The 23,187-nt window shown below is 67.7% G+C and carries 19 protein-coding genes; 8 read left to right on the top strand and 11 right to left on the bottom strand.

The genetic code is table 11. The features are described from left to right. Nucleotides 1-103 precede the first annotated feature (103 nt). Entirely contained in the window at nucleotides 104-1,627 is a 1,524-nt protein-coding gene (locus LK539_RS07805) for a dipeptidase (RefSeq protein ID WP_227800336.1), read from the bottom strand. Nucleotides 1,628-1,749: 122 nt separating this feature from the next. Between LK539_RS07805 and LK539_RS07800 the strand changes: the two genes are divergently transcribed. Next, nucleotides 1,750-2,616, top strand: a complete 867-nt coding sequence (locus LK539_RS07800; RefSeq protein ID WP_227800335.1) for a pirin family protein — start codon at nucleotides 1,750-1,752, stop codon at nucleotides 2,614-2,616. Here the strand turns inward: LK539_RS07800 and LK539_RS07795 are convergent. Next, a complete protein-coding gene (locus tag LK539_RS07795; protein WP_227800334.1) occupies nucleotides 2,602-3,000 on the bottom strand; it encodes a hypothetical protein in 399 nt (132 codons plus the stop codon). The genes LK539_RS07800 and LK539_RS07795 overlap by 15 nt on opposite strands. A gap of 377 nt (nucleotides 3,001-3,377) precedes the next feature. Between LK539_RS07795 and LK539_RS07790 the strand changes: the two genes are divergently transcribed. Both LK539_RS07790 and LK539_RS07785 read left to right on the top strand, forming a co-directional pair. Beyond that, complete coding sequence (locus LK539_RS07790; protein WP_227800333.1) at nucleotides 3,378-4,415, top strand: asparaginase; 1,038 nt, start codon at nucleotides 3,378-3,380, stop codon at nucleotides 4,413-4,415. 61 nt (nucleotides 4,416-4,476) lie between these two features. Then, nucleotides 4,477-5,529 carry an SDR family oxidoreductase gene (locus LK539_RS07785; protein WP_227800332.1) on the top strand — a complete coding sequence of 351 codons (1,053 nt, stop codon included), beginning with the start codon at nucleotides 4,477-4,479 and terminating at the stop codon, nucleotides 5,527-5,529. A gap of 6 nt (nucleotides 5,530-5,535) precedes the next feature. Here the strand turns inward: LK539_RS07785 and LK539_RS07780 are convergent, their stop codons facing one another. Further along, complete coding sequence (locus tag LK539_RS07780; protein WP_227800331.1) at nucleotides 5,536-6,393, bottom strand: hypothetical protein; 858 nt, start codon at nucleotides 6,391-6,393, stop codon at nucleotides 5,536-5,538. A gap of 148 nt (nucleotides 6,394-6,541) precedes the next feature. Between LK539_RS07780 and LK539_RS07775 the strand changes: the two genes are divergently transcribed. Next, complete coding sequence (locus tag LK539_RS07775; RefSeq protein WP_227800330.1) at nucleotides 6,542-7,363, top strand: hypothetical protein; 822 nt, start codon at nucleotides 6,542-6,544, stop codon at nucleotides 7,361-7,363. 100 nt (nucleotides 7,364-7,463) lie between these two features. Here the strand turns inward: LK539_RS07775 and LK539_RS07770 are convergent, their stop codons facing one another. Together LK539_RS07770 and LK539_RS07765 are read right to left on the bottom strand one after the other, a co-directional pair. Then, nucleotides 7,464-8,153 carry a fumarylacetoacetate hydrolase family protein gene (locus tag LK539_RS07770; protein ID WP_227800329.1) on the bottom strand — a complete coding sequence of 230 codons (690 nt, stop codon included), beginning with the start codon at nucleotides 8,151-8,153 and terminating at the stop codon, nucleotides 7,464-7,466. Nucleotides 8,154-8,206: 53 nt separating this feature from the next. Next, a complete protein-coding gene (locus LK539_RS07765; protein ID WP_227800328.1) occupies nucleotides 8,207-9,262 on the bottom strand; it encodes a galactose-1-epimerase in 1,056 nt (351 codons plus the stop codon). Nucleotides 9,263-9,608: 346 nt separating this feature from the next. Between LK539_RS07765 and LK539_RS07760 the strand changes: the two genes are divergently transcribed. Next, a complete protein-coding gene (locus LK539_RS07760) occupies nucleotides 9,609-10,631 on the top strand; it encodes a porin (RefSeq protein ID WP_227800327.1) in 1,023 nt (340 codons plus the stop codon). Between the two features lie 174 nt (nucleotides 10,632-10,805). Here the strand turns inward: LK539_RS07760 and LK539_RS07755 are convergent, their stop codons facing one another. Both LK539_RS07755 and LK539_RS07750 read right to left on the bottom strand, forming a co-directional pair. Next, nucleotides 10,806-12,428 (bottom strand): methyl-accepting chemotaxis protein, encoded by a 1,623-nt coding sequence (locus tag LK539_RS07755; RefSeq protein ID WP_227800326.1) that lies wholly within the window; start codon nucleotides 12,426-12,428, stop codon nucleotides 10,806-10,808. 50 nt (nucleotides 12,429-12,478) lie between these two features. Next, nucleotides 12,479-12,955, bottom strand: coding sequence for a chemotaxis protein CheW (locus LK539_RS07750; RefSeq protein ID WP_227800325.1), 477 nt, complete (start codon nucleotides 12,953-12,955; stop codon nucleotides 12,479-12,481). A 271-nt stretch (nucleotides 12,956-13,226) separates the two neighbouring features. Here LK539_RS07750 and LK539_RS07745 point away from each other — a divergent pair, with 271 nt between their 5' ends. Together LK539_RS07745 and LK539_RS07740 are read left to right on the top strand one after the other, a co-directional pair. Then, nucleotides 13,227-13,757 (top strand): GNAT family N-acetyltransferase, encoded by a 531-nt coding sequence (locus LK539_RS07745; RefSeq protein ID WP_227800324.1) that lies wholly within the window; start codon nucleotides 13,227-13,229, stop codon nucleotides 13,755-13,757. Nucleotides 13,758-13,842: 85 nt separating this feature from the next. Further along, nucleotides 13,843-16,410, top strand: a complete 2,568-nt coding sequence (locus LK539_RS07740; protein WP_227800323.1) for an ATP-binding protein — start codon at nucleotides 13,843-13,845, stop codon at nucleotides 16,408-16,410. On the opposite strand, the gene LK539_RS07735 is transcribed toward LK539_RS07740, so the two are convergent. Then, the gene (locus tag LK539_RS07735; protein WP_227800322.1) at nucleotides 16,400-18,034 is read right to left on the bottom strand and encodes a M28 family peptidase; all 1,635 of its coding nucleotides are present in this window, start codon (nucleotides 18,032-18,034) and stop codon (nucleotides 16,400-16,402) included. The two genes, LK539_RS07740 and LK539_RS07735, sit on opposite strands and share 11 nt — an antisense overlap. A gap of 100 nt (nucleotides 18,035-18,134) precedes the next feature. Between LK539_RS07735 and LK539_RS07730 the strand changes: the two genes are divergently transcribed. Then, on the top strand, nucleotides 18,135-18,542 hold the full coding sequence (locus tag LK539_RS07730; RefSeq protein WP_227800321.1) for a putative quinol monooxygenase: 408 nt from the start codon (nucleotides 18,135-18,137) through the stop codon (nucleotides 18,540-18,542). Nucleotides 18,543-18,545: 3 nt separating this feature from the next. On the opposite strand, the gene LK539_RS07725 is transcribed toward LK539_RS07730, so the two are convergent. From LK539_RS07725 to LK539_RS07715, 3 genes are all read right to left on the bottom strand, one after another. Next, a complete protein-coding gene (locus LK539_RS07725; protein ID WP_227800320.1) occupies nucleotides 18,546-19,691 on the bottom strand; it encodes a sensor histidine kinase KdpD in 1,146 nt (381 codons plus the stop codon). A gap of 96 nt (nucleotides 19,692-19,787) precedes the next feature. Then, entirely contained in the window at nucleotides 19,788-20,480 is a 693-nt protein-coding gene (kdpE, locus tag LK539_RS07720; RefSeq protein WP_227800319.1) for a two-component system response regulator KdpE, read from the bottom strand. Continuing rightward, nucleotides 20,473-23,187 carry a DUF4118 domain-containing protein gene (locus LK539_RS07715; RefSeq protein WP_227800318.1) on the bottom strand — a complete coding sequence of 905 codons (2,715 nt, stop codon included), beginning with the start codon at nucleotides 23,185-23,187 and terminating at the stop codon, nucleotides 20,473-20,475. The genes kdpE and LK539_RS07715 overlap by 8 nt, the downstream gene beginning before the upstream one ends.

The raw sequence follows: 23,187 nt of genomic DNA, 5'->3' as shown, positions 1-23,187 counted from the left end.
TAATGCCTACGAACTCAACATGATCACGATGTTGAGCACTGCCGGTGGACAGGCAAAAAAAAGCCCCGGCGCTGCCGGGGCCCGTGGGATGAATGGAGAGCGCTTACTTCGCCAGCTCGACCAGCACTGCCGTGTACATCTGCAGGTTCAGCAGCAGCTGCTTCTCGGTGATGAACTCATGCTCGGAGTGGCCGGTATAGACCTTGCCGGGCATTGCGGGACCAAAGCTGACCGCGCCGGGGAACAGGCGCGAATTGGTGCCGCCGCCGACCGACACCGGTTGCGGGTTCTTCATGCCGGTGAAGTACGAAAACACATTCATCAGGATCGGCAGCTGCGGGGCGCTCTTCTGCACCCAGGGGTCGCTGATGCGCACCGTGACGTTGGCCAGCGGCAGGCGGCGCACCTGCCATTGCGCCAGCGCCTCGTTCACCTCTTTGGTGAGCTGTTCGTTGCTCTTGCCCTGCGGGCGGCGCATGTTGATCGAGACTTCGATGCCGTCCTCGCGCTGCTTGATGACGGTCGGCGCGAAGCTCATCGGGCCCATGAAGCTGTCGCGGTAGGCGATGCTGCCGAACTTCTCGCCGTAGATGCCGGTGCCGACCATCTCGTTGAGGAAGTTCACCACGCCGCCGGCGACCGTATTGGCCCAGGGGCGCACGGCCAGCGCGTCGGCCAGCATGCTGACCGCGTTCACGCCGTCTTCCGGTTTCGAAGAGTGGGCCGACACGCCCTTGGCCTTGATGCTCAGGGTGCTGTCCTGCCAGCTGAAGCTGTACTGCATGCCCTCCTGTTTCGCGCCGCGGGCACGCACCGCCTTCTCAATCTCCGGCGTGGCATTGGCGATGACGGCGTTCGCATCTTCCGGAATCTGGCTGCCGAAGAAGCCGCCGCCGAATTCCGCCACATACGGCTCGCCCGCCGGCGCGGCCACGGCGGCCGCCTTCGGCACCGTCACGGCCACCGTGCCATAGCCCTTCTCCGCCGTCACCGCCGGGTATTCGGCGTCGAGCGTGATGTTGACCTGCGGCGGCTGGTGGGTCTTGAGGAATTCGACCAGCGGGGCCCAGTCCGATTCCTCGCCCATGTACACGTAGAGCTCGATGCGCTTGGACAGCGGCAGCCCCTTGTCCTTGATCGCCTTCATTGCGTACAGCGCGGTGGCGATCGGACCCTTGTCGTCCTCGGCGCCGCGCGCCAGCAGCTTGCCCGGCTCGCTGGTCCGGTCCAGCACAAAGGGCGACTTCTTCCACTTGCTGGGGTCGACCGGCTGCACGTCGCCGTGGGTGATCACGCCGACCCGCTCGCTGCCATTGCCCAGGCCGATGACCACGGTCCAGCCGTGGTCGGTGTAGTCCAGGCCCAGGCGCTGGGCCTCGAGCTTGAGCGCTTCCTTGAACGCGATGTGGACGGGATTCTTGTCGGACGGGACGGCCTTGTCGGCCACCGTGTTGTAGCTCACCAGCTTGGCGAGGGTGTCGACGACGTCCTTGCGGTAGGTGGTCGCCGCGTACTTGGCGGTCTTGACGGCGCTGTCGCTTGGAGCGCTGTTCGACTTCGTGGCCGCTGCCGCCGGCAGGGAAAGGGACGCCAGCAGCAGGCTGGCAAGCATCGTTTTTTTAAGCATGGGTTGCCGTCTCCGAAATGCACAGTGCGTGTTGCAAAGCGAAAAGAGTCTAGCACAGGCGTGTGCGCCCGGCAGGCGGCCTTCGGTTATCGTGAGGGCATGTGCATCCACCGGAGTGTTCCATGACCGCCCGCAACGTCCACCGCCTGCATCCCGCGATGCGCGACGATATCGGCGACCTCATCACGCAGCGTCCCCTGCCCGGCCGCCTGGTCGACCAGATCGATCCCTTCCTCTTCCTCAACCACCACGGTCCGCAGACCTATCCGCCGCACAATCGCGGCCTGCCCTTCGGCCCGCATCCGCACCGCGGCTTCGAGACCGTCACTTTCATCCTCGAGGGCAGCCTGGCGCACCGCGACAATGCCGGCCACGAAAGCGTGATCCACGCGGGCGGGGTGCAGTGGATGACGGCCGGGCGCGGCATCGTGCATGCGGAAGTCTCGCCGCGCGAATTCCTCGAACGCGGCGGCCCGGTCGAGATCCTGCAGCTGTGGGTCAACCTGCCCTCGCGCCTGAAGATGAGCGAGCCGGCCTATGTCGGCCTGCAGCGCGCGGACATCCCTGTCCTGTCGCTCGATGAAGGCCGGGTGAGCCTGCACCTGATCGCGGGGGACTATGAAGGCCAGGCCGGACCGATCCGTTCGCTCACCGGAGTGTTCATGAGCACGGTCGAGATGCGGGCGGGCGCCAGCATCCGCTTCGGCGGACTGGATGGGCGCAACGTGTTCCTCTACGTCGCGCGCGGGGTGGTGCAGGTCGGCAGCCATGCCGACCTGGTGAGCCCGATGCACCTGGTGGAACTGGACGAAACCGGCGATACGGTCGAGATCAACGCGAGCCAGGACGCGGTACTGGTGTTCGGCCATGCCGACCCGATCCGGGAACCGGTGGTATCGCATGGCCCCTTCGTGATGACGACCCGCGAGGAGATCGCGCAGGCCATCAGCGACTACCAGGCGGGGCGCTTCGGATCAGCGCTGGGCTAGCGCGACGTAGCGGCCGGCCAGGTTGGTGATGCGCACGGTGTCCGGCAGGCGGCGGCTGTTCGGGCGCTCGAAGGAGAAGCGCAGGTCCTTGCCGACGGCCACGAAGCGGCTCTTGCCGACGTGGACGATCTCGGTCGGGCCGTCGCCGAGGTCGGCGTACAGGGTACGGGTCTTGCCGTCCACCTTGCCGGTCACGGTCAGCATGCGGCCATCTTCCAGCTCGAAGAGGCCCTGCACGTTGTCGAACATGAAGGGCGCCATCTGCACCTGGCGCGGCTGGGCGCCGACGACGTCGACGCGTTCGGTGCCTGCACCCTGCGGAGCGGCGGTGGCGGTGAGGGTGAAGAAGGTGGCGGCGGCGGCCAGCAGCAGTTTGGTGCGCATGATGGGTACTTCCTTTCAGGTCGAAGTGAATGGTCCGGACCTGTGCGGCTGTTTGTTCGCGCCGCGCGGTCCACATAATCAGTTTCGCCAGCGTTTTTCTCGGTTTGTCTGGCGATGAGGGAAGTCTAGCGGGATGCCGCACAGGCTCAAGCGGCTCGCGCCGAAACGTCGGAAACGCGTGACGAAACGTCGAAAACGCGGACCAGACGGGAGGTACATATTTGTGCCTCGCGCAGACATCTGCACGCCGTGCAGATGTCTCGAATCGCCTGGATTGGCGGGCGAAACGCCGAGTTCGAAGGAAGCTGCCGAACGTGCGTCTGCATGTCGCGCAATGCCTTACAGTAGGGCTGTTTACCTTCTAACCAAGACCGTCCATGCACCCTATTCCCCTCGTCGCCACCACGCGTGGCTACCCCGACACCGGCAAGGTCATCGAGAACGTGCACGCAGGCTCGATCGCGGTGGTCGATGTCCGCGGCCGCCTGCTGTACGCCGGCGGCGACCCGCATTACCCCACCTTCACGCGTTCGGCGCTCAAGCCCTTCCAGGCCCTGCCCTTCATCCTGTCCGACGGGCCGGCGCGCTTCGGCTTGAGCCGCGACGAACTGGCGCTGCTGTGCGCCAGCCACTCCGGCGAGGACAAGCACCTGGAAGGCGTGCAGTCCATCCTGAACAAGATCGGCCTCGACCCCGGCCACCTGGAATGCGGCTGCGCCACGCCCCTGTTCTACGAGTTCACCGGAGAGAAGCCGCCGCAAGACCGCAGCTGGACCCCGCTGCACCACAACTGCTCGGGCAAGCACAGCGGCTTCCTGGCCTGGTGCCGCCTGCATGGCGCGGCTACCCGCGGCTACGTCGAGCCCAGCCATCCGCTGCAGGGCGCGATCCGCAGCACGCTGGCCGAGGCGGTCGGGATGCCGGCCGAGCAGATGCCGACCGGGATCGACGGCTGCTCGGCGCCGAACTACGCCATGCCCCTGTCGAAGCTGGCGCACCTGTATGCGCGCCTGGCGCAAGGAGCGCGCGACCCGCAGCTGGGCGGCGCCATGGGCCAGCTGTGCGATGCGATGACGGCGCGCCCGGACCTGGTCTCGGGCACGGCGCGCACCGACCTGGCCTGGATGACGGCCGGCGGCGGCGACTGGGTGGCCAAGATCGGCGCCGACGCCGTGCAGGCAATCGGCATCCGCTCAGCGGGCCTCGGCATCGCGATCAAGATCGCCGACGGCAACCCGCGCGCCCTGCACCCGGCCGTGTACGGCGTGCTCGAGCAGCTTGGCCTCTTGAACGAGGAGCGACGCGCCCTGCTCGAACCCTACCGCCAGCCACCGATCCGCAATGCGCGCGGCACGCTGGCGGGCGACATCCGCACCCTGTTCACCCTCGCGCCGGCGCCAGATTCCGGACCGTAACGTACGCATGCCAGGCCGGGCGCCATCGTAGGATGTTCCGGAAACGACTCATGGGGCTGCGATGAACCTGTTCCGACTCGATGTGCGCGGCCTGCTGCCGCGCGCCTGCCTGGCCTGCATCCTGCTGCTGCTCGCCGTCCTGCTGGGCGGCTGCGCCACCACGCTCTCATCCAGCGAGGGGGCGCAGGTGGCCGGCAAGACTTATGTCGTCACCGGCGCCTCCAGCGGCTTCGGACGTGGTGTGGCCGAACGCCTGGGCGCGCTGCGCGCCAACGTGGTGCTGGCGGCGCGCCGCGTCGAGCTGCTGAACGAGGTCGCGGCGCGCGTCAATGCCGCCGGCGGCAGCGCGCTGGTGGTGCAGACGGATGTCGCGCGGGCCGAGGAGGTGCAGCGCCTGCTGGCGGCCACGGTGGCGCGCTACGGCCGGGTCGATGTCTGGATCAACAACGCCGCCGTGGGCGCCATCGGCGTTTTTGACGCCATCCCGCTGGAAGACCATGCGCGCATCGTCGACGTCAATCTCAAGGGCGTGATCTACGGCAGCCACGTCGCGCTGCGCCAGTTCAAGGCGCAGGGAGGCGGCACCCTGGTCAACATCGGCTCGGTCGAGAGCGAGGTGCCGCTGGCCTACCACGCCTCGTATGCATCGACCAAGGCCGCCGTGCTGGGCCTGGGCCGGGCCCTGAACGAAGAGCTGCGGCTGGCCGGGGTGGGCGAGCGCATCAAGGTAGCGACCGTAATGCCCTGGGCCGCCGACACGCCCTTCTTCGCCAACGCGGCCAATTATTCCGGCCACCGCCCGCGCATGCTGGCGATGGACGACCCTTCGAAAGTTGTCGAAGTAATCGTGCGCGCTTCGCTCACCCCGAGCGAGGAAGTGCCGGCCGGCTGGAAGGCGCGCGGCGCCGTGTGGTCGCACAAGATCGCGCCCGACCTGACCGAGCGCATCTCGGCCAACATCGCGCATGCCGAACAGTTCGAGAAGGCGCCGCCGACGCCGACCACTAGCGGCGGCGTGCACCAGCCCAACCCGGCCGCCACCGGCATCGACGGCGGCGTGCGCGCCCGCATGCGCCAGGAAGACGAAGCGAGGAAAACGGGCACGACGCCCTGAGCGTATCTAAGCTGCGAGGCGGCGCAGCATGGCCGCGATGGCGTCGATCACGCTCGCATCTTCCCAGTAGCTGTTGTGGGCCAGCGGGTTCCAGCTGCGCAGCAGCAGGCTGGCGACGCCGCCGCTGGCGTTGACGACGCGGTCTTCCACCAGTTCGCGGTAACCGCCCGGCAGCGGCTGCAGCGGCCAGCCGAGGATGTCGTCCGGGTCGTAGAAGTTGATCCACTTGAACAGCGAAGTCGGGCGCTCGATCGGGATGATGTGCATCACCTTGTGGGCGGCGATGAAGACCGGGATGTTGCAGCCGGTGGTGACCAGCGCGGCGCAGGTGCCCGCGCCCAGGAAGCTCTTCTCGCTGGCGGTGAGCGCGCGGCCCAGCGTGCTCGAAGCCCAGGCATCGATGTTGCGCCAGATGCCGGCGCCCACCGGGTGGCCCCTGGCCGCTTTCTGGGCGTCGTAGATATAGCTCGACAAGACCTGGCAGCCGAGCGACTGGGCCGCGAACACCACCGGCATGTCGGGACGCACGGCGTGCGCCGACAGCAGGGTTTTCGCGATCTCGCCCTGGGCCAGTTCGTAGACCGAACCGGGGATCTCCTTGCGGTTTTCCAGCCCGGCGGCGTCGCCGAAGCCGAACAGCACGAACTTGCGCAGGTCTGCATAGCGCACCGTGGCATGCGCGCGGGTCTGCTCCCAGATGCTGTTCTGGTTGTCCTGCAGGATCTTCTGGTAGTACACGGAGCGCATCACCACCTGCCCCGCCAGCGCCCCGAGCCGCCCGCGCAGGCTGTCCATCAGCCCGTCGGCATAGGTGGGCGGGGTTTCCCCCATTCCGTGCACCGTGAGCAGCGCCACTTCAGCCATGGCATCCTCCCCTACCTGCGGGCGCGTCTGCTGTCCTGCGCGCCTCGATATTGATGGGGACAGCCTACCACTTTTCCTGCCCATGCACCCGTCCCGCGCTGCCGTGCGCGCCTGCGCTACCATGGGGTTTTCAGCCTCGACCACGCCCATGCCGGAAGTCCTCTTCAGCCGCTACCGCGAGCTCATTCGCGGCCTCGACCTGGCGCAGGTGAACGCCCCCGCGCAGATTCCCGACGCCTTCCTGCTCGGCCGTGAGGGGCGCTACAGCGCCCACTACATTCCCTTCGAATCGGTGCATGCGCAGGCGCGCGTGGTAGTGGCCGGGATCACGCCCGGCTTCGCCCAATGGAAGAACGCCATGCGCGAGGCGCAGCACCAGCTGGCCGCCGGCAGGGGCGACGACGAGGTACTGCGCGCGGCGCGCCTGGCGGGCGCCTTCAGCGGCGCCATCCGGCCCAACTTCGTGGCCCTGCTCGACGCCATCGGCGTGCAGCGCTGGCTCGGCATTGCCAGCTGCGCCAGCCTGTTCGGTGCAGATGCCGGCCTGGTGCAGGTAGGCGCCATCCTGCGCCACCCGATTTTCGTCGACGGCAAGAACTACAGCGGCTCGCCCTCGCCGCTGCGCCAGTCCTTCCTGCGCGATCAGGTACTGCGCTGGTTCGCCGAGGAAGCGCGGATGCTGCCGGACGCGCTGTACATCCCGATGGGGGCCAGCGTCAGCGAAACACTCGACTGGCTGGTGACGGAGGGCGTGATTCCTCGCGGGCGCGTGCTGCATGGCCTGCCCCATCCGTCGGGCGCGAATGCGGAGCGCGTGGCCTACTTCCTGGGCCGCAAGGAGCGCGCCGCGCTCTCGGGCAAGACCAACGGCGCCCAGATCGACGCGGCGCGCGCGGCCCTGCTGGCGCAGATGGATGAGCTGCTCGTCCGTAGGGTGGGCGGGTTTTCCCGCCCACGCGGTGATCGCTAGCGGCAAGATCATCCGTCACGATCACGGAGCCCGTCGCGATCACCGCGTGGGCGGCAGCCGAGCAATCGGTCGTGCAGACGATCGGGTGGAGCCGACCACCCTACGCAATAGACAATGCAAACTCCGTGACCCCATCCACGCCGCCACGCAGCTGATCGCCCGGCCTGAGCGCGGCGACGCCGGCCGGCGTGCCGGTATAGATCAGGTCTCCCGGCGCCAGCGTGACCAGGCCGGACAGGTAGCTGATCACCTCGGGAATCGACCAGATCATCTCGTTCAGGTTTCCCTCCTGGCGCAGTGCGCCGTTCACTTCCAGCCAGATGCGCGCATCCTGCGGGTGGCCGAGGGTGGCGGCGGGAATCAGGGGGCTGCACGGCGCCGAGGCGTCGAAACCCTTGGCCATGTCCCAGGGCCGGCCCGCGTCTTTGGCCACGGCCTGCAGGTCGCGCCGCGTCAGGTCCAGGCCCACGCCATAGCCCCAGACCAGGGCCAGCGCATCCGCCGGGTCGACATTGGCGCCGCCGGCGCCGAGCGCCACCACCAGTTCAACCTCGTGGTGCAGGTCTTGGGTGGCGGGCGGGTAAGGCACGGCGCCGCTGGCCGGCACCACGGCGTCGGCCGGCTTGGTGAAGAAGAAGGGCGGCTCGCGGTTCGGATCGCTCCCCATCTCGCGCGCATGGGCGCCGTAGTTGCGGCCGACGCAGAACACGCGGCGGATCGGGAAACGCTCTGAAGATCCCGCCACGGCCAGCGAAGGCTGGGCCGGAGCAGTAATGACGTAGCTGGACATGCTGATCCTTTCATGGACTGGACGCCCATGATAACCGGCTGCACCCGGTGGCGTCAGGCCTGGCGGTCGACCGAGAACCTGAAGCGCGACTCGGTCTGGTATACCTCGCCCGGACGCAGGATCACGTTCGGGAACTGCGGCTGGTTGGGCGAATCGGGGAAGTGCTGTGGCTCGAGGCAGAAGCCGCTGCGGTGGGCGTAGACCTGGCCCTTGCCCTGGAGCGACCCATCGAGGAAGTTCCCGCTGTAGAACTGCACGCCCGGCTCTTCGGTGAACAGTTCCAGCACCCTGCCCGACTGCGGCTCCAGCACGTGTGCGGCCCGGGTCATCGCCTTGCCCTGCGGCTTGTTGAGGGCGAAGCAGTGGTCGTAGCCCTGGCCGTTGGCCAGCTGCGTGTCCGCTTCATTGATGGCCGCGCCGATCGGGCGCGCCTTGCGGAAGTCGAAGGGCGTCGCTTCTACCGGCGCCAGCGCCCCGGTGGGAATCGACTCGCCGTCGATCGCAACGAAGGTATCGGCATCAATGGTGAGCAGGTGCTCCAGGATGCTCCCGCCGCCCGCCAGGTTGAAGTAGCTGTGCTGGGTCAGGTTGACCGGGGTGGCCTGGTCGCTCACGGCGTGGAAACGCACCACCAGTTCGTTGTCGTCGGTGAGTTCGTAAACCACGCTGACGTCCAGCCTTCCCGGATAGCCCTGCTCGCCGTCGCGGCTGGTGTAGCGCAGGCACAGGCTGTCGCCCTCGATGGTGGCCTGCCATTTGAGCTTGTCGAAACCGGGCGCGCCGCCGTGCAGGTGGTTGTTGCCGTTGTTGGTCGGCAGGCTGAATTCTCGGCCGTCGAGCGTGAAGCGGCCGCGCGCGATGCGGTTGCCATAGCGCCCGATCAGGGCGCCGAAATACGGACTGTCGGACTCGTAGGGGGCGAGCGTGTCGAAGCCCAGCACGACGTCGGCCAGCCTGCCCTCGCGGTCCGGCACCAGGAGCTCGGTGATGACGCCGCCGAAGTCGATGATTCTGGCCACCATGCCATTCGCGTTGGCGAGGGTGAACCGGGTGATGGTCTCGCCATCGCGGGTGCGGCCGAAAGGCGCTTGCGTGATACCGGTACGCACGTTGTGATCGTCCTTGGTCTAGTGAATAGGCCGATCCTAACATGGGCCACGGACAGCCCGCGCACGCGGTCCGGCCGGGGGCAAACGAGCGTTTTCGTTACGCATTTACAACAACCGCCTCAGTAAAAACACGTAGTTTGCGCTGGCTCGTGCGGCTTTTTGGCTACGCACACATCCTTCACAGAAACCGAATAAGCAAAGAGTTAATGTTTCGTGGCATCATTTCGATGGCACTGGTAAGGTAAGCTTTTTGCAAGCGCGCGTATTGTCGCGATTTGTCCTGCCCCGGTACTGGTCGACAACGAGAACGGCGTTCGGAAACCCCATTCAACCACTGGAGATGTCAATGAAAAAGAAGAGCCTCGCCATCGCGGTATTATCCCTCCTGCCCCTGGCGGCTGCCCATGCGCAGACCAGCGTCCAGATCTACGGCATCGCCGATGCATCGATCGGCATCGAAGACACCGACGCACCGGGCGAAGACAGCCGCACCGTGATCAGCTCGGGTACGCAGTCCACCAGCCGCATCGGCTTCCGTGGCACCGAAGACCTGGGCAACGGCCTGAAAGCGCTCTTCAACATCGAAGCCGGCGTCGCCCTCGACAACGGCGCCTCGGACGCCGCCGGCACCTTCCAGCGCCGCGCCGTGGTCGGCCTGCAAGGCTCCTTCGGCACCATCACCATCGGCCGCGAGTACGGCCCGATCGCCGCGGTGGCGCAGTCGGCCGACCCGCTCGGCCACGGCTTCTACGGTTCGACCCTGACCGGCTTCGGCACCGGTCGCCTCACCCGCCGCCTGTCCAACTCGGTCAACTACAAGAGCGAAGCCCTGAGCGGCTTCACCGTGCTGGCCGCCTACAGCGCCGGCGAGCGCCAGACCAGCGACCCGTCGGGCAGCCTGGTGGGCGCCGCGGTCGAGTACAAGAACGGCCCGCTGTACCTGGGCGCCGGCTACCAGCAGACCGAACGCCTGGCCACCGGCGACGACAAGGAATGGACCTTCGGCGCGGGCTTCACCGCGGGCGCATTCGATTTCCGCGCGGCCTACATGGAAGCCGATCCGGAAGGCGTGAACAACGAGTTCAAGTACACCACCGTGGGTGGCGTGTACACCGCGGGCCCGAACAAGTTCTACGCTTCGGTGCACCAGCAGAAGCTGGAAACCGGCGCCAAGGGCAACGGCTTCTCGCTGGCCTACAGCTATACCCTGTCCAAGCGCACCAACCTGTACACCAGCTACGGCCGCGTGCGCAACAATGCGCGCGGCGTGTTCGGCCTGTCCTCCGCCGGCGGCACCTTCGCACCGCCGACCACCGCACTGGGCGCCGATCCGTCGGTGTTCAACGTGGGCGTGCGCCACTCGTTCTGATCAGGCAAACGCCAACAAAAAGGGCAGGCCTCGCGGCCTGCCCTTTTTTGTAGGGTGGTCGGCTGTGCCGACCGCGCGTTCAGCCAACGCATGAACAGTCGTTTTGGCTGTTCGAATCTGCTTTGAACGCGCGCACGGCAAAGCCGCCTTTCGTGGCCCGGTGCACCCTACCTATTACGCCGCCAGTGCCTTCAGTGCACGTTGCGGCGCGCGCACCGCTGCTGCCGGTGCCGGCGCCTGTGCCGCTTCACCGCCGGCGATGCGGAACACCGCCATCGCTTCGTTCAGCTTGGCCGCCTGTTCCTGCATGGCCTCGGATGCCGCCGCCGCTTGTTCCACCAGCGCCGCATTCTGCTGGGTCACGTGGTCCATCTCGACCACGGCCTGGTTGATCTGCTCGATGCCGGCGGTCTGCTCCTGGCTGGCCGAGCTGATCTCGCCCATGATGTCGGTCACGCGGCGCACGCTGTCCACGATTTCCTGCATGGTGGCGCCGGCTTCGGCCACCAGCTGGCTGCCGCTCGCGACCTTGTCGGTCGAATCGTTGATCAGGGCCTTGATCTCCTTGGCGGCAGCGGCCGAGCGCTGGGCCAGGTTACGCACCTCGGTCGCCACCACGGCAAAGCCGCGTCCCTGTTCGCCCGCACGCGCCGCTTCCACGGCGGCGTTCAGCGCCAGGATGTTGGTCTGGAAGGCGATGCCGTCGATCACGCCGATGATGTCGTTGATCTTGCCGGCCGAGGCGTCGATTTCGGTCATGGTGCCGACCACCTGGCCGATCACGGCGCCGCCACGCTGGGCCACCTGGGAGGCCGCTTCGGCCAGCACGTTGGCCTGGCGCGCGTTGTCGGCGTTCTGCTTGACGGTGGAGGTCAGTTCTTCCATCGACGATGCGGTTTCTTCCAGCGAACTGGCCTGCTGCTCGGTACGGCTTGAGAGATCCTGGCTGCCGGCCGCGACTTCCGACGCCGCCACGGTGATGGTCGCGGTGCCGCTGCGCACGGTGCCGACGGTGTGCGCCAGGTTTTCGTTCATGGTCTTCAGGGCCTGCAGCAGCTGGCCGGCTTCGTCGCGGGTCGTCACTTCGATGCGGCTGGTCAGGTCGCCGGCAGCGACCGTATTCGCCACTTCCAGCGCGCGCTGCACCGGACGGGTGATCGAGCGCGTGATCGACCAGGCCACGAAGGCGGCCAGGCCCAGGGCCACGGCGCCCAGCGCCCACATCAGGCGCACCGTGCTGTCGTAGGTACGCTGCGCTTCCGCGGCCTTCTCGCTGGCGATGGCCTTCTGCAGTGCGGCCTGGTCGTTCACCGCCTTCTTCAGCTGCACCAGCAGCGGACGCAGTTCTTCCGCCAGGTGCTGGCGCGCTTCTTCGTGCGAGCCGGCATTGACGTGCTTGATCAGCTGCTCCTGGCCCGCCGTATAGCGGTCGGCGTGCTGGTTCATCTGCGCCAGCAGCTCGCGGGCTTTAGGATGCGCCAGGGTCTTCTCGAGCTCGTCGAGTACGCGGTCGATTTCCTTGCGCGACGCAAGGACTTCCTCGACCTGCTTCTGGCGATCCGCCTGTTCTTCGGTAAGCATCATGTTGCGTAGCGCAATCGCGATGTCATTGATTTCGCCGATCAGGCGCGTGGTCGCCTCGATCCGGGGCATGCGGTTGTTGACGATTTCGTCGGTGCCGGCATTGACCCTGCCGAGCATCATGTTGCTGGTCGAGATCATGCCGACGAGCATGATGCAGATGACGCCGAAGCCGAGGCCAAGGCGCTTGCCGATGTTGAGGTTTGCGAGGTTCATGGTAATTCTCCGTAAGTGCGTGCGGGCGTCCTGCCCGGCATGTGTCGGCTTTATGCCGCTTTTTGTACGTTGGTAATCAGGCCGAGCTGTTCCGAGCTCATCAGCTTGTCGATGTCGAGCACGATCAGCATGCGCTCGCCGACGGTGCCCAGGCCGGTGATGTAATCGCCGCCCGCGGTCGTGCCCATCTCGGGCGCCGGACGCATCTGCTCGTCGCTCAGGGTGACCACGTCCGAGACGCTGTCCACCACCATGCCGATCACGTGGTTCTTGATGTTGAGGACGATGACGACGGTGAACTGGTCATAGACCGGCTCACCCAGCTTGAACAGGATGCGCATGTCGACGATCGGCACGATCGAGCCGCGCAGGTTGGTGATGCCCTTGATGCAGGCCGGCGCACTCGGCAGCATGGTCGGTTCTTCGTAGCCGCGGATTTCCTGCACCTTCAGGATGCTGATGGCGTATTCTTCCTTCGCCAGGCGGAACGACAGCACTTCGTTGTCTTGGTTGCTCTTGGTATCCATCTTTTTCTGCTTTCGTTGACTTTCGCACAGCGCACAATTGCCGTAGCGCAAAATACATTACGTCCAAAAGGGTGCAGACTCGATGGTGAAAAGGCAAAAGCGGGCAGTTTTTTTCCAAACCGGTGCATGCGTATTGCGTGGGTACAACGCTCGTATAGATGAGTTGGCTACTTCTCTTATCGCGATGAAAACTTAAGGAACGCCCGTTCGTTCTATTTCCACGTTGGCACGACTCCTGCATGGTGTTGTACATGCAGAACAGGAGACGACGATGATCATCCGCAGACTCGATGCACGCGCCATCGGGGAAGTGCGCACCCAACTGGCCACCTTGCTGCTCGATGCGGTGGCGGACGGCTTTTCGCTCGGTTTCCTCGCCGGGCTCGACGACCAGCAGCTCGACGCCTACTGGAGCGGCGTGGCAGCCGACGTGGCGCGCGGCAGCCGGGTGCTGCTGGCGGCCGAACGCAACGGGCTGCTGGTGGGCACGGTCCAGCTCGACCTGTGCCAGAAACCGAACGGCAGCAACCGCGCCGAAGTGCAGAACATGCTGGTGCATTGCACGATGCGCCGGCGCGGGGTCGGCTATGCCCTGCTCGAGGCGGCCGAGGTCGAGGCGCTGGCATTGCGCCGCGGCCTGCTGTTCCTCGACACCGAGGCCGGTTCCGGCGCCGAGCAGTTGTACCAGAAGGCCGGCTATACCCGGGTGGGCGAACTGCCCGACTATTGCTGCAGCCCGAACGGCCACTGGCGCGCCACCGCGATCTACTACAAGACCCTGTTCTCGCGCGCACGGCGCTGAACCGATGGCAGTATGTGCACGCCAAAGGTGTGCATGAGCGAAATGTCACGTAGAATCAGGCATTACCCTGAGTCCAAGAGACAACGTGACCGGCACTTCTCCCCCGATCGTCCGCAGGCCGCTGCGAGCCTACCTGCTGTGGCTGGTACTCGCCACCCTGCTGCCGGGGGTTGTCGGCGCCACACTGCTGTTCGTCCACCAGTACCAGAAGGCGCGCGCCCAGATCGAGCAAAAGACGCTGCTGACGGTGCGCGCGCTCGTGCACAGCACCGACAACAAGTTCCTGCAGGCGCAATCGATCGCCCAGACGCTGTCCACGACCGACGCTTTCAAAGAAGGTGATCTGGCTGGGGCGCACCAGGAGGCACGCGCTGCGCTGAGCTTCACCGGCAAAGGCATGAATGCGGTACTGCGCGACCGCAGCGGTCAGCAGCTGTTCAACACCACCGTCGCTTACGGCACGCCGCTGCCGCGCCATCCCACGCCCAGTATCGAGCGCGTCTTCGCGACTGGCCGGCCGGTAGTGTCGGATGTCTTCCAGGGCGTGTTGCGCAAAAGTGTGCTTGCCAGCGTCGACGTGCCGGTTTCGGTGGGTGGCCAGGTACGTTTTGTGCTGAGCATCGGACTCGGGCCGGAAGAATTCGATGACCTCCTCACCCCGAAATCCGTCCCCGATGGCGCAGTTGCGTCGCTGTTCGACCGCAATGGGACCATCTTCAACCGCAATCTCAACCGGAACAAGTCGATCGGCCAGCCGATCAACCCGCTGCTGCGCGCCGCCGCCCAGCGCAGCGATGAAGGCATCATCGCGTCCATTTCGCGCGAAGGCAGGCCCTTGACCAGCACCTTTGCGCACTCGCCCTACAGCGGCTGGGGCGTGGTCATCGGCATCCCGCGCGAGTCGGTGCGCGCCGAGCTGACGGACCAGCTGGCCCTCATGGCCCTGGTCGCCCTGGCCCTGTTCGCGATCGGCCTGTGCCTGGCCTGGCTGATCGGCGGGCGCCTGGCGCGTTCGGTGCAGGCCCTGTCGGGGCAGGCGCTGGCGCTGGGACGCGGGGAGACACCGCCGCCGCTACCCGAGGTGCACGTGCGCGAGGCCGCTGACGTGGCGGCCGCGATCGGCGACGCCAGCACGCTGCTGGCCGAACGTTCGCGCCAGCTGGCGGCCAAGGAGTCGGCGCTGCGCGAAACGCACATGCTGGCGCGCTTCGGCACCTGGCAGTGGAACCTCGACAGCGAGGAGATCGAGGTCTCGGCGTCGGTGCCGCACATCTTCGGCCGTGCGATGCCGCCCTTCGCCGAGCAGCGCGGCGCCGTGCTGCTGGAAGAATCCTGGCTGCAGGTGCAGCGCCTGACCGGCGATCTACTACGCGTGGGCGGCAGCGGCAAGCTGCAGCTGCACGCGCTGCACGCCGACGGCCACCGCATCTGGCTCGACTACCGTTGCGAAAGCGTGCACGGGCCGGACGGCCGCGTGGTGGCGCTGCGCGGCACGATGCAGGACATCACCGAGCGCGTGCGCGCCGAGGAAGCCTTGCGCCAGGCCGACCAGCGCAAGAACGAATTCCTGGCGATGCTCGCGCACGAGCTGCGCAACCCGCTGGCGCCGATCTCGTCCGGCGCCCAGCTGCTCGGCCAGGACGGGCTGGACCCGGCGCGCACCCGGCAGATCAGCGCCATCATCGCGCGCCAGGCGCGCCACATGGCCGGGCTGGTGGACGACCTGCTGGACGTCTCGCGCGTCACTCGCGGCCTGGTGGTGCTCGCCAAGGACCGGATCGACATCAACGCGGTCGTGCTCGACGCCGCCGAACAGGTGCAGGCGCTGGTGCGCGACAAGGGCCACCGGCTCGACCTGCGCCTGCTGCCCCAGCCCTGCTTCGTGCTGGGCGACCGCAAGCGCCTGGTGCAGGTGGTGGGCAACCTGCTGCACAACGCCGCCAAGTTCACAGACCGCGGCGGAGAGATCACGGTGGTGCTGAACGCCGGCAGCGATGCGCTGCTGCTGGAAGTGCGCGACAACGGCATCGGCATGCTGCCGGCGGAACTGGAGCGCGCCTTCGACATGTTCGTGCAGGGCGAACGCACGCCCGACCGCTCGCTCGGCGGCCTGGGCATCGGCCTGGCGCTGGTGCGCAGCCTGGTCGAGCTGCACGGCGGCAGCGTAGCGGTGGCGAGCAGCGGCCAGGGCATGGGCACCACCTTCACGGTGCGCCTGCCGCGCTGCACGGAACGCGGCGCGTTGGACGCGGAAAGCGGCGAAGGCGTGGCAGCCGAGGGTGGGCGCCTGAAAGTGCTGGTGGTGGACGACAACGTCGATGCCGCCCAGGTGCTGTCGATGGTGGTCGGCAGCATGGGCCACGAGGTGCGGGTCGAACACGGCTCGCACGCGGCGCTGGCGCAGGCCTCGAACTTCGCGCCCGATTTGTGCCTGCTCGACATCGGCCTGCCCGAGATGGACGGCTACGAACTGGCGCGCCGCCTGCGCGAGCTGCCGGCCACGGCCCACGCGACCCTGGTCGCGGTGACCGGCTACGGCCAGGACCAGGACCGCCGCAACAGCGCGGCGGCGGGCTTCGACCACCACCTGGTCAAGCCGGTGGACATGGAGGCGCTCGACCGGATCGTGGCCGCCGAGTCGACTAACGCTTGACGCTTCCGAAGGGGTCGCCCTTCTTCCACGTCGGCATGGCGGGCGCGTTCGCCACCGCGTAGCCGAGGTTCAGGGTGAACTGCGCCTGCTGCACCATGCCCGACAGGTCCCAGTCGGCGCGGTATTCGTCGCTGACCTGGTGGTAGTCCTTCTTGAAGCCCACCATCTTCTCGCTCGACGCGGTGTGGTCGTGCGCGAACTCGAAGTGCCCGTCGCCCGAGAACACGGCCGAGCCCACGTTAAACGCCGGCACGCCGGCCTTGGCGAAGTTGAAGTGGTCGGCGCGGAAGTAGGAACCTGACAGGTCGGGGATGGTGGGCGCGAGCTTCAGGCCCATGCCTTTGGCCACCGTTGCCGCGGTCTCGTACAGGCTGCTGCGCTCTGCGCCCGGCACCCCGATATCGCGGGTAGGGCCGACGAAGTTCAGGCTGTCGAGGTTCAGGTCGGCCGCCGTTTTTGCCAGCGGCACCACCGGGTTCTTGACGTAGGCGGCGCTGCCCAGCAGGCCCTGCTCCTCGGCCGCCGGCCACAGGAAGACCTGGGTGCGGCGCGCCGGCTTTTTGACGGCCTCCTGGGCCATCGCCAGCAGCGCGGCGGTGCCGGAGGCGTTGTCGATGGCGCCGTTGTAGATCCGGTCTCGGTCCGGCGCCCCGGTGCCCTTCTGCGTGCCTTCGTCGATGCCCATGTGGTCCCAGTGCGAGGAATACACCACCGCCTGCTCCTTGAGCTTCGGGTCCGTGCCCGGCACGATGCCGACCACGTTGTACTGCTCGACGCTGCGGATCGCAGACTTGAGTTCGACCTTGGCCGCCACCTTCAGGTCCACCGGACGGAAGTCGCGCCGCTCGGCCTGGGCGCGCAGGGTATCGAGCTCGAAGCCACCTGCCGCGAAAAGCTCGCGCGCCGTGTCTTCGTGCAGCCAGCCCTCGATCGGGTTGCCCGGTCCGGCCAGGTGGAAGCGCTCGTGGCCGAAACCGTTGGCCGGCACGCTCCATGGATACGAAGACGACGGCAGCGTGTGGATCAGCAGCACGCCGGCCGCACCCTTGCGCACCGCTTCCTCGAACTTGTACAGCCAGCGTCCGTACCAGGTGTAGGCCTTGCCGTCGAAGCGCTTCGGTTCTTCCGCGGTAGGCTGGGGGTCGTTGACCAACATGACCAGGATCTTGCCCTTCACATCCACGCCCTTGTAGTCGTCCCACTGTTCTTCCGGGGCCGAGACGCCGTAGCCGACAAACAGCAGCGGCGCGTCGAAGGCGAGCTCGGTGCGCCCGCTGGCGGTGCCGAACACGATGTCCTTGCCGATCTCCGGGGTTATGCGCTTGCCGCCGGCCTGGAAGCTCACCGCGCTGCCGGGGAGCAGCCTGGTGCCTTCGATCTCGACCTTCTGGCGGTAGCCGCCGCCGGGGATCTCCTTCAGGCCGATGATCGCGGCCTGGGTCTCGAGGTAGCGCACCGCCATGTCGCCGCCGCGCTGGCCGGTGCCGCGGCCTTCGAACAGGTCGTCGGCGAGGAAGGCCAGGTGGCCGCGCAGCACCGGTTCGGCAATGCGCGGAGCCTGCTGGGCGTGGGCGGTGGAGGACAGGACCAGGGAAGCTGCAAGGGCAAGACGGGAAAGTCGCATCGGGTATTCCGTTCGGGAGAGGCCAGCTTGGCAAACCTCCATCTTAGCGCAGCCCACCGGGACTTGTTTATACTTGCTGTTTATTCAATCGGGAGCTGCCATGACGATGAACCGACGCACGGCCGCGAAGACCCTGGCGGCACTCGCCGCCCTGCCCTTGGCCACCCAGGCCGCGCCAGAACAGAAGGAAGCGACACCCATGTACGGATTGATCGGAAAAATGCGCGCCCAGCCGGGCCAGCGCGACGCCCTCATCGCCATCCTGCTCGAAGGGACGGGCGCGATGCCGGGTTGCCTGAGCTACGGCATCGCCAAGGACAAGGCGGACCCTGATGCGATCTGGATCACCGAGACCTGGGATAGCCAGGCCAGCCACAAGGCTTCGCTCTCGCTGCCCGCGGTGCAGGCCGCGATCGCCAGGGGTCGCCCCCTGATCGCCGGATTCGGCGAACGCTTCGAGACCGAACCGGTCGGCGGCCACGGCACCATGAGCAAGCGCAGCGCCTAGGTTCTAAGCGGCGGTCGGTGCGCCGGCGAACGGCCGCGCGTCGGCCGGCAGGTCGATCACGAAAGCGGTGCCGTCTTCCACCGAGCTGGACATGATGACGCTGCCGCCGTGCGCTTCGGCGACGCGCCGTACATAGGGCAGGCCCACGCCCCAGCCCTGGCCCGGTCCCTGGCTGCCGGCGCGGCGGTAGAGCTGGAAAATGCTTTCGCTGTCTTCCGGCGCGATCGGCGGTCCCTGGTTATGCACCATCACCTGCACACGCTCGACCGTGGTCGACAGGGTCACCGTGATCGGGACCTCGCGCGATCCGTACTTGATCGCATTATTGACCAGGTTCTCGATAGCGCGGCGAATCGCCTCTCCGCACCACCAGCCTTCGACCGGATCGTCACCCAAGGCCAGCTCGATGGCGTGGAAAGGCTCGGCCGACTGCACTACGTCGCGCACCAGCGCCGCCATGTCGAAGCGCTCGAGGCGCAGCCGTACCGGCCCGGTCTTGCAGAAGGCGATGCGGTCGAGCAGCTCACGCGTCATGCCGTCGATGCGCTGGGTGCTGGCCACGATCTTCTCGGCGAAGCGGCGCACGTTCTCGTCGCTGGAAGTATGGTTGATCATCTCGGCTGCCAGCTGGGCGGTGGACAGCGGCGTTCGCAGGTCGTGCGCCATCGAGGCAACGAACTGCTCGCGCAGGGCCGCCTGCACCACCGTGAAGGCGTTCGCGCTCTCGCGGATGGTGGCGTCGATGTGGGCGAACAGGATCGCGCGCTGGCCCTCGTCGACCCTCACGCCATGGCGTTCCAGCTGGCGAACCAGCACGTCGCGGAAGATCTGCAGCTCGTGGATGAGGGCCGTGGCATCGTACAGCGTCAGGCGCGCGCGCTCGCCGCCATGTTCGCTGGCCAGCGCGCCGAGGTCGGTGACCACGCGCGCCGAATAGTTTGGCGTGAGCAGCGCAGCCAGGGTGTCGAAATAGGCCGGCAGCGTGTTCTCGAGGACCGGCAGGGACAGATCCTCGGCCTGCGGAACGGCACTGCGCACCTCGTCCATCCAGGCCTGCAGCACCTGCCCGCGCAGGGCGACCATGGCGCGTGTGATGGGGGAAAGCTCGGGATCGTCCGGCGACAGGTGTCCGGTCAGGTTTGCACTCATGCCACAGCCGTGTTGTCAAAGTAGAACGTCAACCCAGTCTACACGACGGCTATCCTGGACGGCGCGTGAATGCCCATGACGTGTTGCGCCGCCGGGTCAGCCCAGCCACAGGCGGTAGCCGACCCCGGTCTCGGTGAGCAGGTGGCGCGGCTGGGCCGGGTCGTCCTCAAGCTTGTGGCGCAGGTGGCCCATGTAGATGCGCAGGTAGTGGCCGCTCTCGGCATGGCCCGGCCCCCACACCGCGCGCAGCAACTGGGGAGCGGTCAGGACACGCCCGGCATTGCCGACCAGGACCGACAGCAGCCGGTATTCGGTCGGGGTCAGGTGCACATGCTTGCCGTCGCGCGTGACGCTGCGTTCCTGGGGATAGACGGCCACGCTGCCGAAGCGCACGCTGCCGTCCTCGCGGGTGGCGGGCTGGCGCTGGCGCCGCAGGGTCGCGCGCACCCGCGCCAGCAGCTCGCCGGTGCCGAATGGCTTGGTGAGGTAGTCGTCGGCGCCGGCGTCGAGCGCGCGGATCTTTTCGCTTTCCAGGCTGCGTGCCGACAGCACGATGACCGGCGCCGCCGACCACTTACGCAGGTCGGCGATGAAGTCGATGCCGTCGCCGTCCGGCAGGCCGAGGTCGAGCACCACCAGGTCGGGGCGGCGCGTGCCGGCGTCGATCAGGCCGCGCGCCATGCTGGCGGCTTCGTGCACCTGCCAGCCTTCCTGCTCCAGCGCGGCGCGCACGAAGCGGCGGATCTGGGGCTCGTCTTCGACCAGCAGCGCAGTCGGCTTGTCACTCATGTGGGCTATCCGTAGGCAATTCGGGTTCGGGGGTCTCGGGCGGCTGGCCGGCGGGCAGCGAAAACACGAAGCCGGCTCCGCGCAGCGGCGAAGCGCAGGCGCGGATGCGCCCCCCATGGGCCTCCACGATGGCGCGGCAGATCGCCAGCCCCAGGCCCACGCCCGGCAGCGCCGATTCGCGCTCGCCGCGGGTGAACTTCTCGAACACCGCTTCCTCGCTGCCGGGCTTCAATCCGGGACCGCTGTCGAAGACCATGACCTCGACCAGCGCGTCGCGCACGGCCGCACCGATTTCGATGCGCGAACCCGGCGGCGTGTATTTTGCGGCATTCTCGAGCAGGTTGCACAGCACCCGCTCGACCAGCACGGCGTCGAAGCGCAGCAGCGGCATGTCGTGCGGCAGGCGCACGGTCACGTGGTGCCGGCGCAGCGCGGTGCTGCTGGCGCGCAGGGCCGCCCCGACCACCTCTTCCAGCGCCTGCCAGTCGAGGTTGAAGCGCACCTGGCCGCTTTCGATGCGCGCCATGTCGAGCAGGTTCGCCACCATGGTGACGAGGCGCAGCGACTCGTCGTGCAGGGCCTGGGCCAGCTCGCGCGGCGCCTGCGCCAGCGGCGGCTCGGCACGCAGCAGCGACTCGGACAGGCCCACCAGCGATGTGAGGGGCGTGCGCAGGTCGTGCGACAGCGCCGCCAGCAGCGAGTTGCGCAGGCGCTCGGATTCCATGCCCACCAGCGCCGACTGCGCCACCTCCACGTAATGCACGCGCTCGAGCGCGATCGCGGCCAGCGCCGCCAGGGCGTCGAGCTGGCGGCGCTGCTCCGGGCCGAGGGTCCAGCGCCCGCGTTCCGGCCCGCCCTGCGGCTCGATCGCCAGCACGCCGCGGGTACGCATCGGCGCCACCAGCGGCAGGTAGAACACGGAACTGGCAGGCAGCGTGTCGGTGCCCAGGCCCGCAATCTGGGCATGGTCGAAGGCCCATTGCGCAATCCCGGCATCGAAGCCGGGCGGCGGAGCATCGGGCAGCACCAGCTTGCCGTCGGCGTCCGGCGCGAGCAGGGTCGCGCGGGCGCCGAAGGCTTCCTGGACCAGGGCCTGGGTCGCCTCGACCACCTGTTCCGCGACCAGCACACCGGACAGCTCGCGCGCGAATTCGTACAGGGCGCGCACGCGCTGCTCGCGCCGCGCCGCCACCCGCGCCTGGAAGCGCAGGCCGGCCGTCAGGTGGCCGGTGATCAGGCCGACGGCCAGCATGACCCCGAAGGTGATCACATACTGGAAATCGGACACCGCCAGGGTGAAGCGCGGCGGCACGAAGAAGAAGTCGAAGCAGGCCACGCCGACGCAGGTGGCGGTCACAGAGGGAGCGCGCCCGAATCGCACCGCCACCAGCACCACCACCAGCAGGAACAGCATGGCGATATTGGCCAGGTCGAGCCAGGGCAGGAGCGGCGTGACGGCAGCCGCCGTGAGCAGGCTGGCGCCGGCCGCCACCAGGTGCGGCAGCGGGCGTATCCTGCCAGCGGGCGCCTGTGCCGCCGGAGGGCGCGGGGTGGTGGACGGCCCGACGGCGGGCGCGCCGACCTCGATCAGGTCGAGCCCGGGCGCCAGCCGCGCCAGGCGGCGTGCCACCTGGCGCTGCCAGGGCCAGCGCACTTGCGAGCGGCCCAGGGCGATCTTCGACAGGTTGTGGCTGCGCGCATAGTCGACCGCGGCCTGGGCCACCTCCCCGTCCGCCACCGTGGCAGTGGTGGCGCCGAGGTCCTCGGCCAGCGCGAGCGCGGCCAGCATGCGCGCGCGCGCCGCCGCCGGCAGGCGCGCCAGGCGCGGGGTTTCCACGTACAGCGCGTGCCAGCCGGTGCCCAGCTGCGAAGCCATGCGCGCGCAACTGCGTACCAGGTGCTCGCCGGCGGAGTCTGGCCCGATGCACAGCAGCAGGCCGGCCCCGGTCTTCCAGATGTCCTCGATCGACTGCTCGATGCGCCAGGCGCGCACCTCGCCTTCGACGCGGTCGGCGGTGCGGCGTAGCGCCAGTTCGCGCAGCGCGATCAGGTTGCCCTTCCTGAAGAAGTTGTCGGCGGCCCGCTCGGCCTGGGCCGGCTGGTAGACCTTGCCCTGCTTCAGACGCTTCAATAGCGCATCCGCCGGCAGGTCGACCATCACGATTTCGGCCGCCTCGTCGAACACGCTGTCGGGGACCGTTTCGGCGACGCGGATGCCGGCGATGCCCCCCACCACGTCGTTCAGGCTTTCCAGGTGTTGGACGTTCACCGTGCTCAGGACGTCGATGCCGGCCTCCAGCAGTTCTTCGACGTCCTGCCAGCGCTTGGGGTGGCGCGAGCCCGGCGCGTTCGAATGCGCCAGTTCGTCGACCAGGACCACGGCCGGACGCCGCGCCAGCGCCGCATCGAGGTCGAATTCGCCGATGCGTACGCCGCGGTGCTCGACCTGGCGGCGCGGCAGCTGCACCAGGCCCTCCAGCAGCTGCGCCGTTTCCTGACGTCCGTGGGTCTCCACCACGCCGACCAGCACCTCCCTGCCCTCGGCCTGCAGGCGGCGCGCTTCCTGCAGCATGGCGTAGGTCTTGCCCACGCCGGCCGAAGCGCCGAAATAGATGCGCAGCCTGCCGCGCGCCGCGCTGCGCTCCTGGGCATGCATCTGCGCCAGCAGGGCATCGGGGTCGGGGCGTTGGGGGACGTTCAGCGGCAT

It is taken from the genome of Massilia sp. IC2-476 (assembly GCF_020707295.1).
Lineage (GTDB): Bacteria > Pseudomonadota > Gammaproteobacteria > Burkholderiales > Burkholderiaceae_D > Telluria.
Note: the sequence above shows the minus strand (reverse complement) of the source record. Positions and strands in the feature narration are given on the sequence as shown.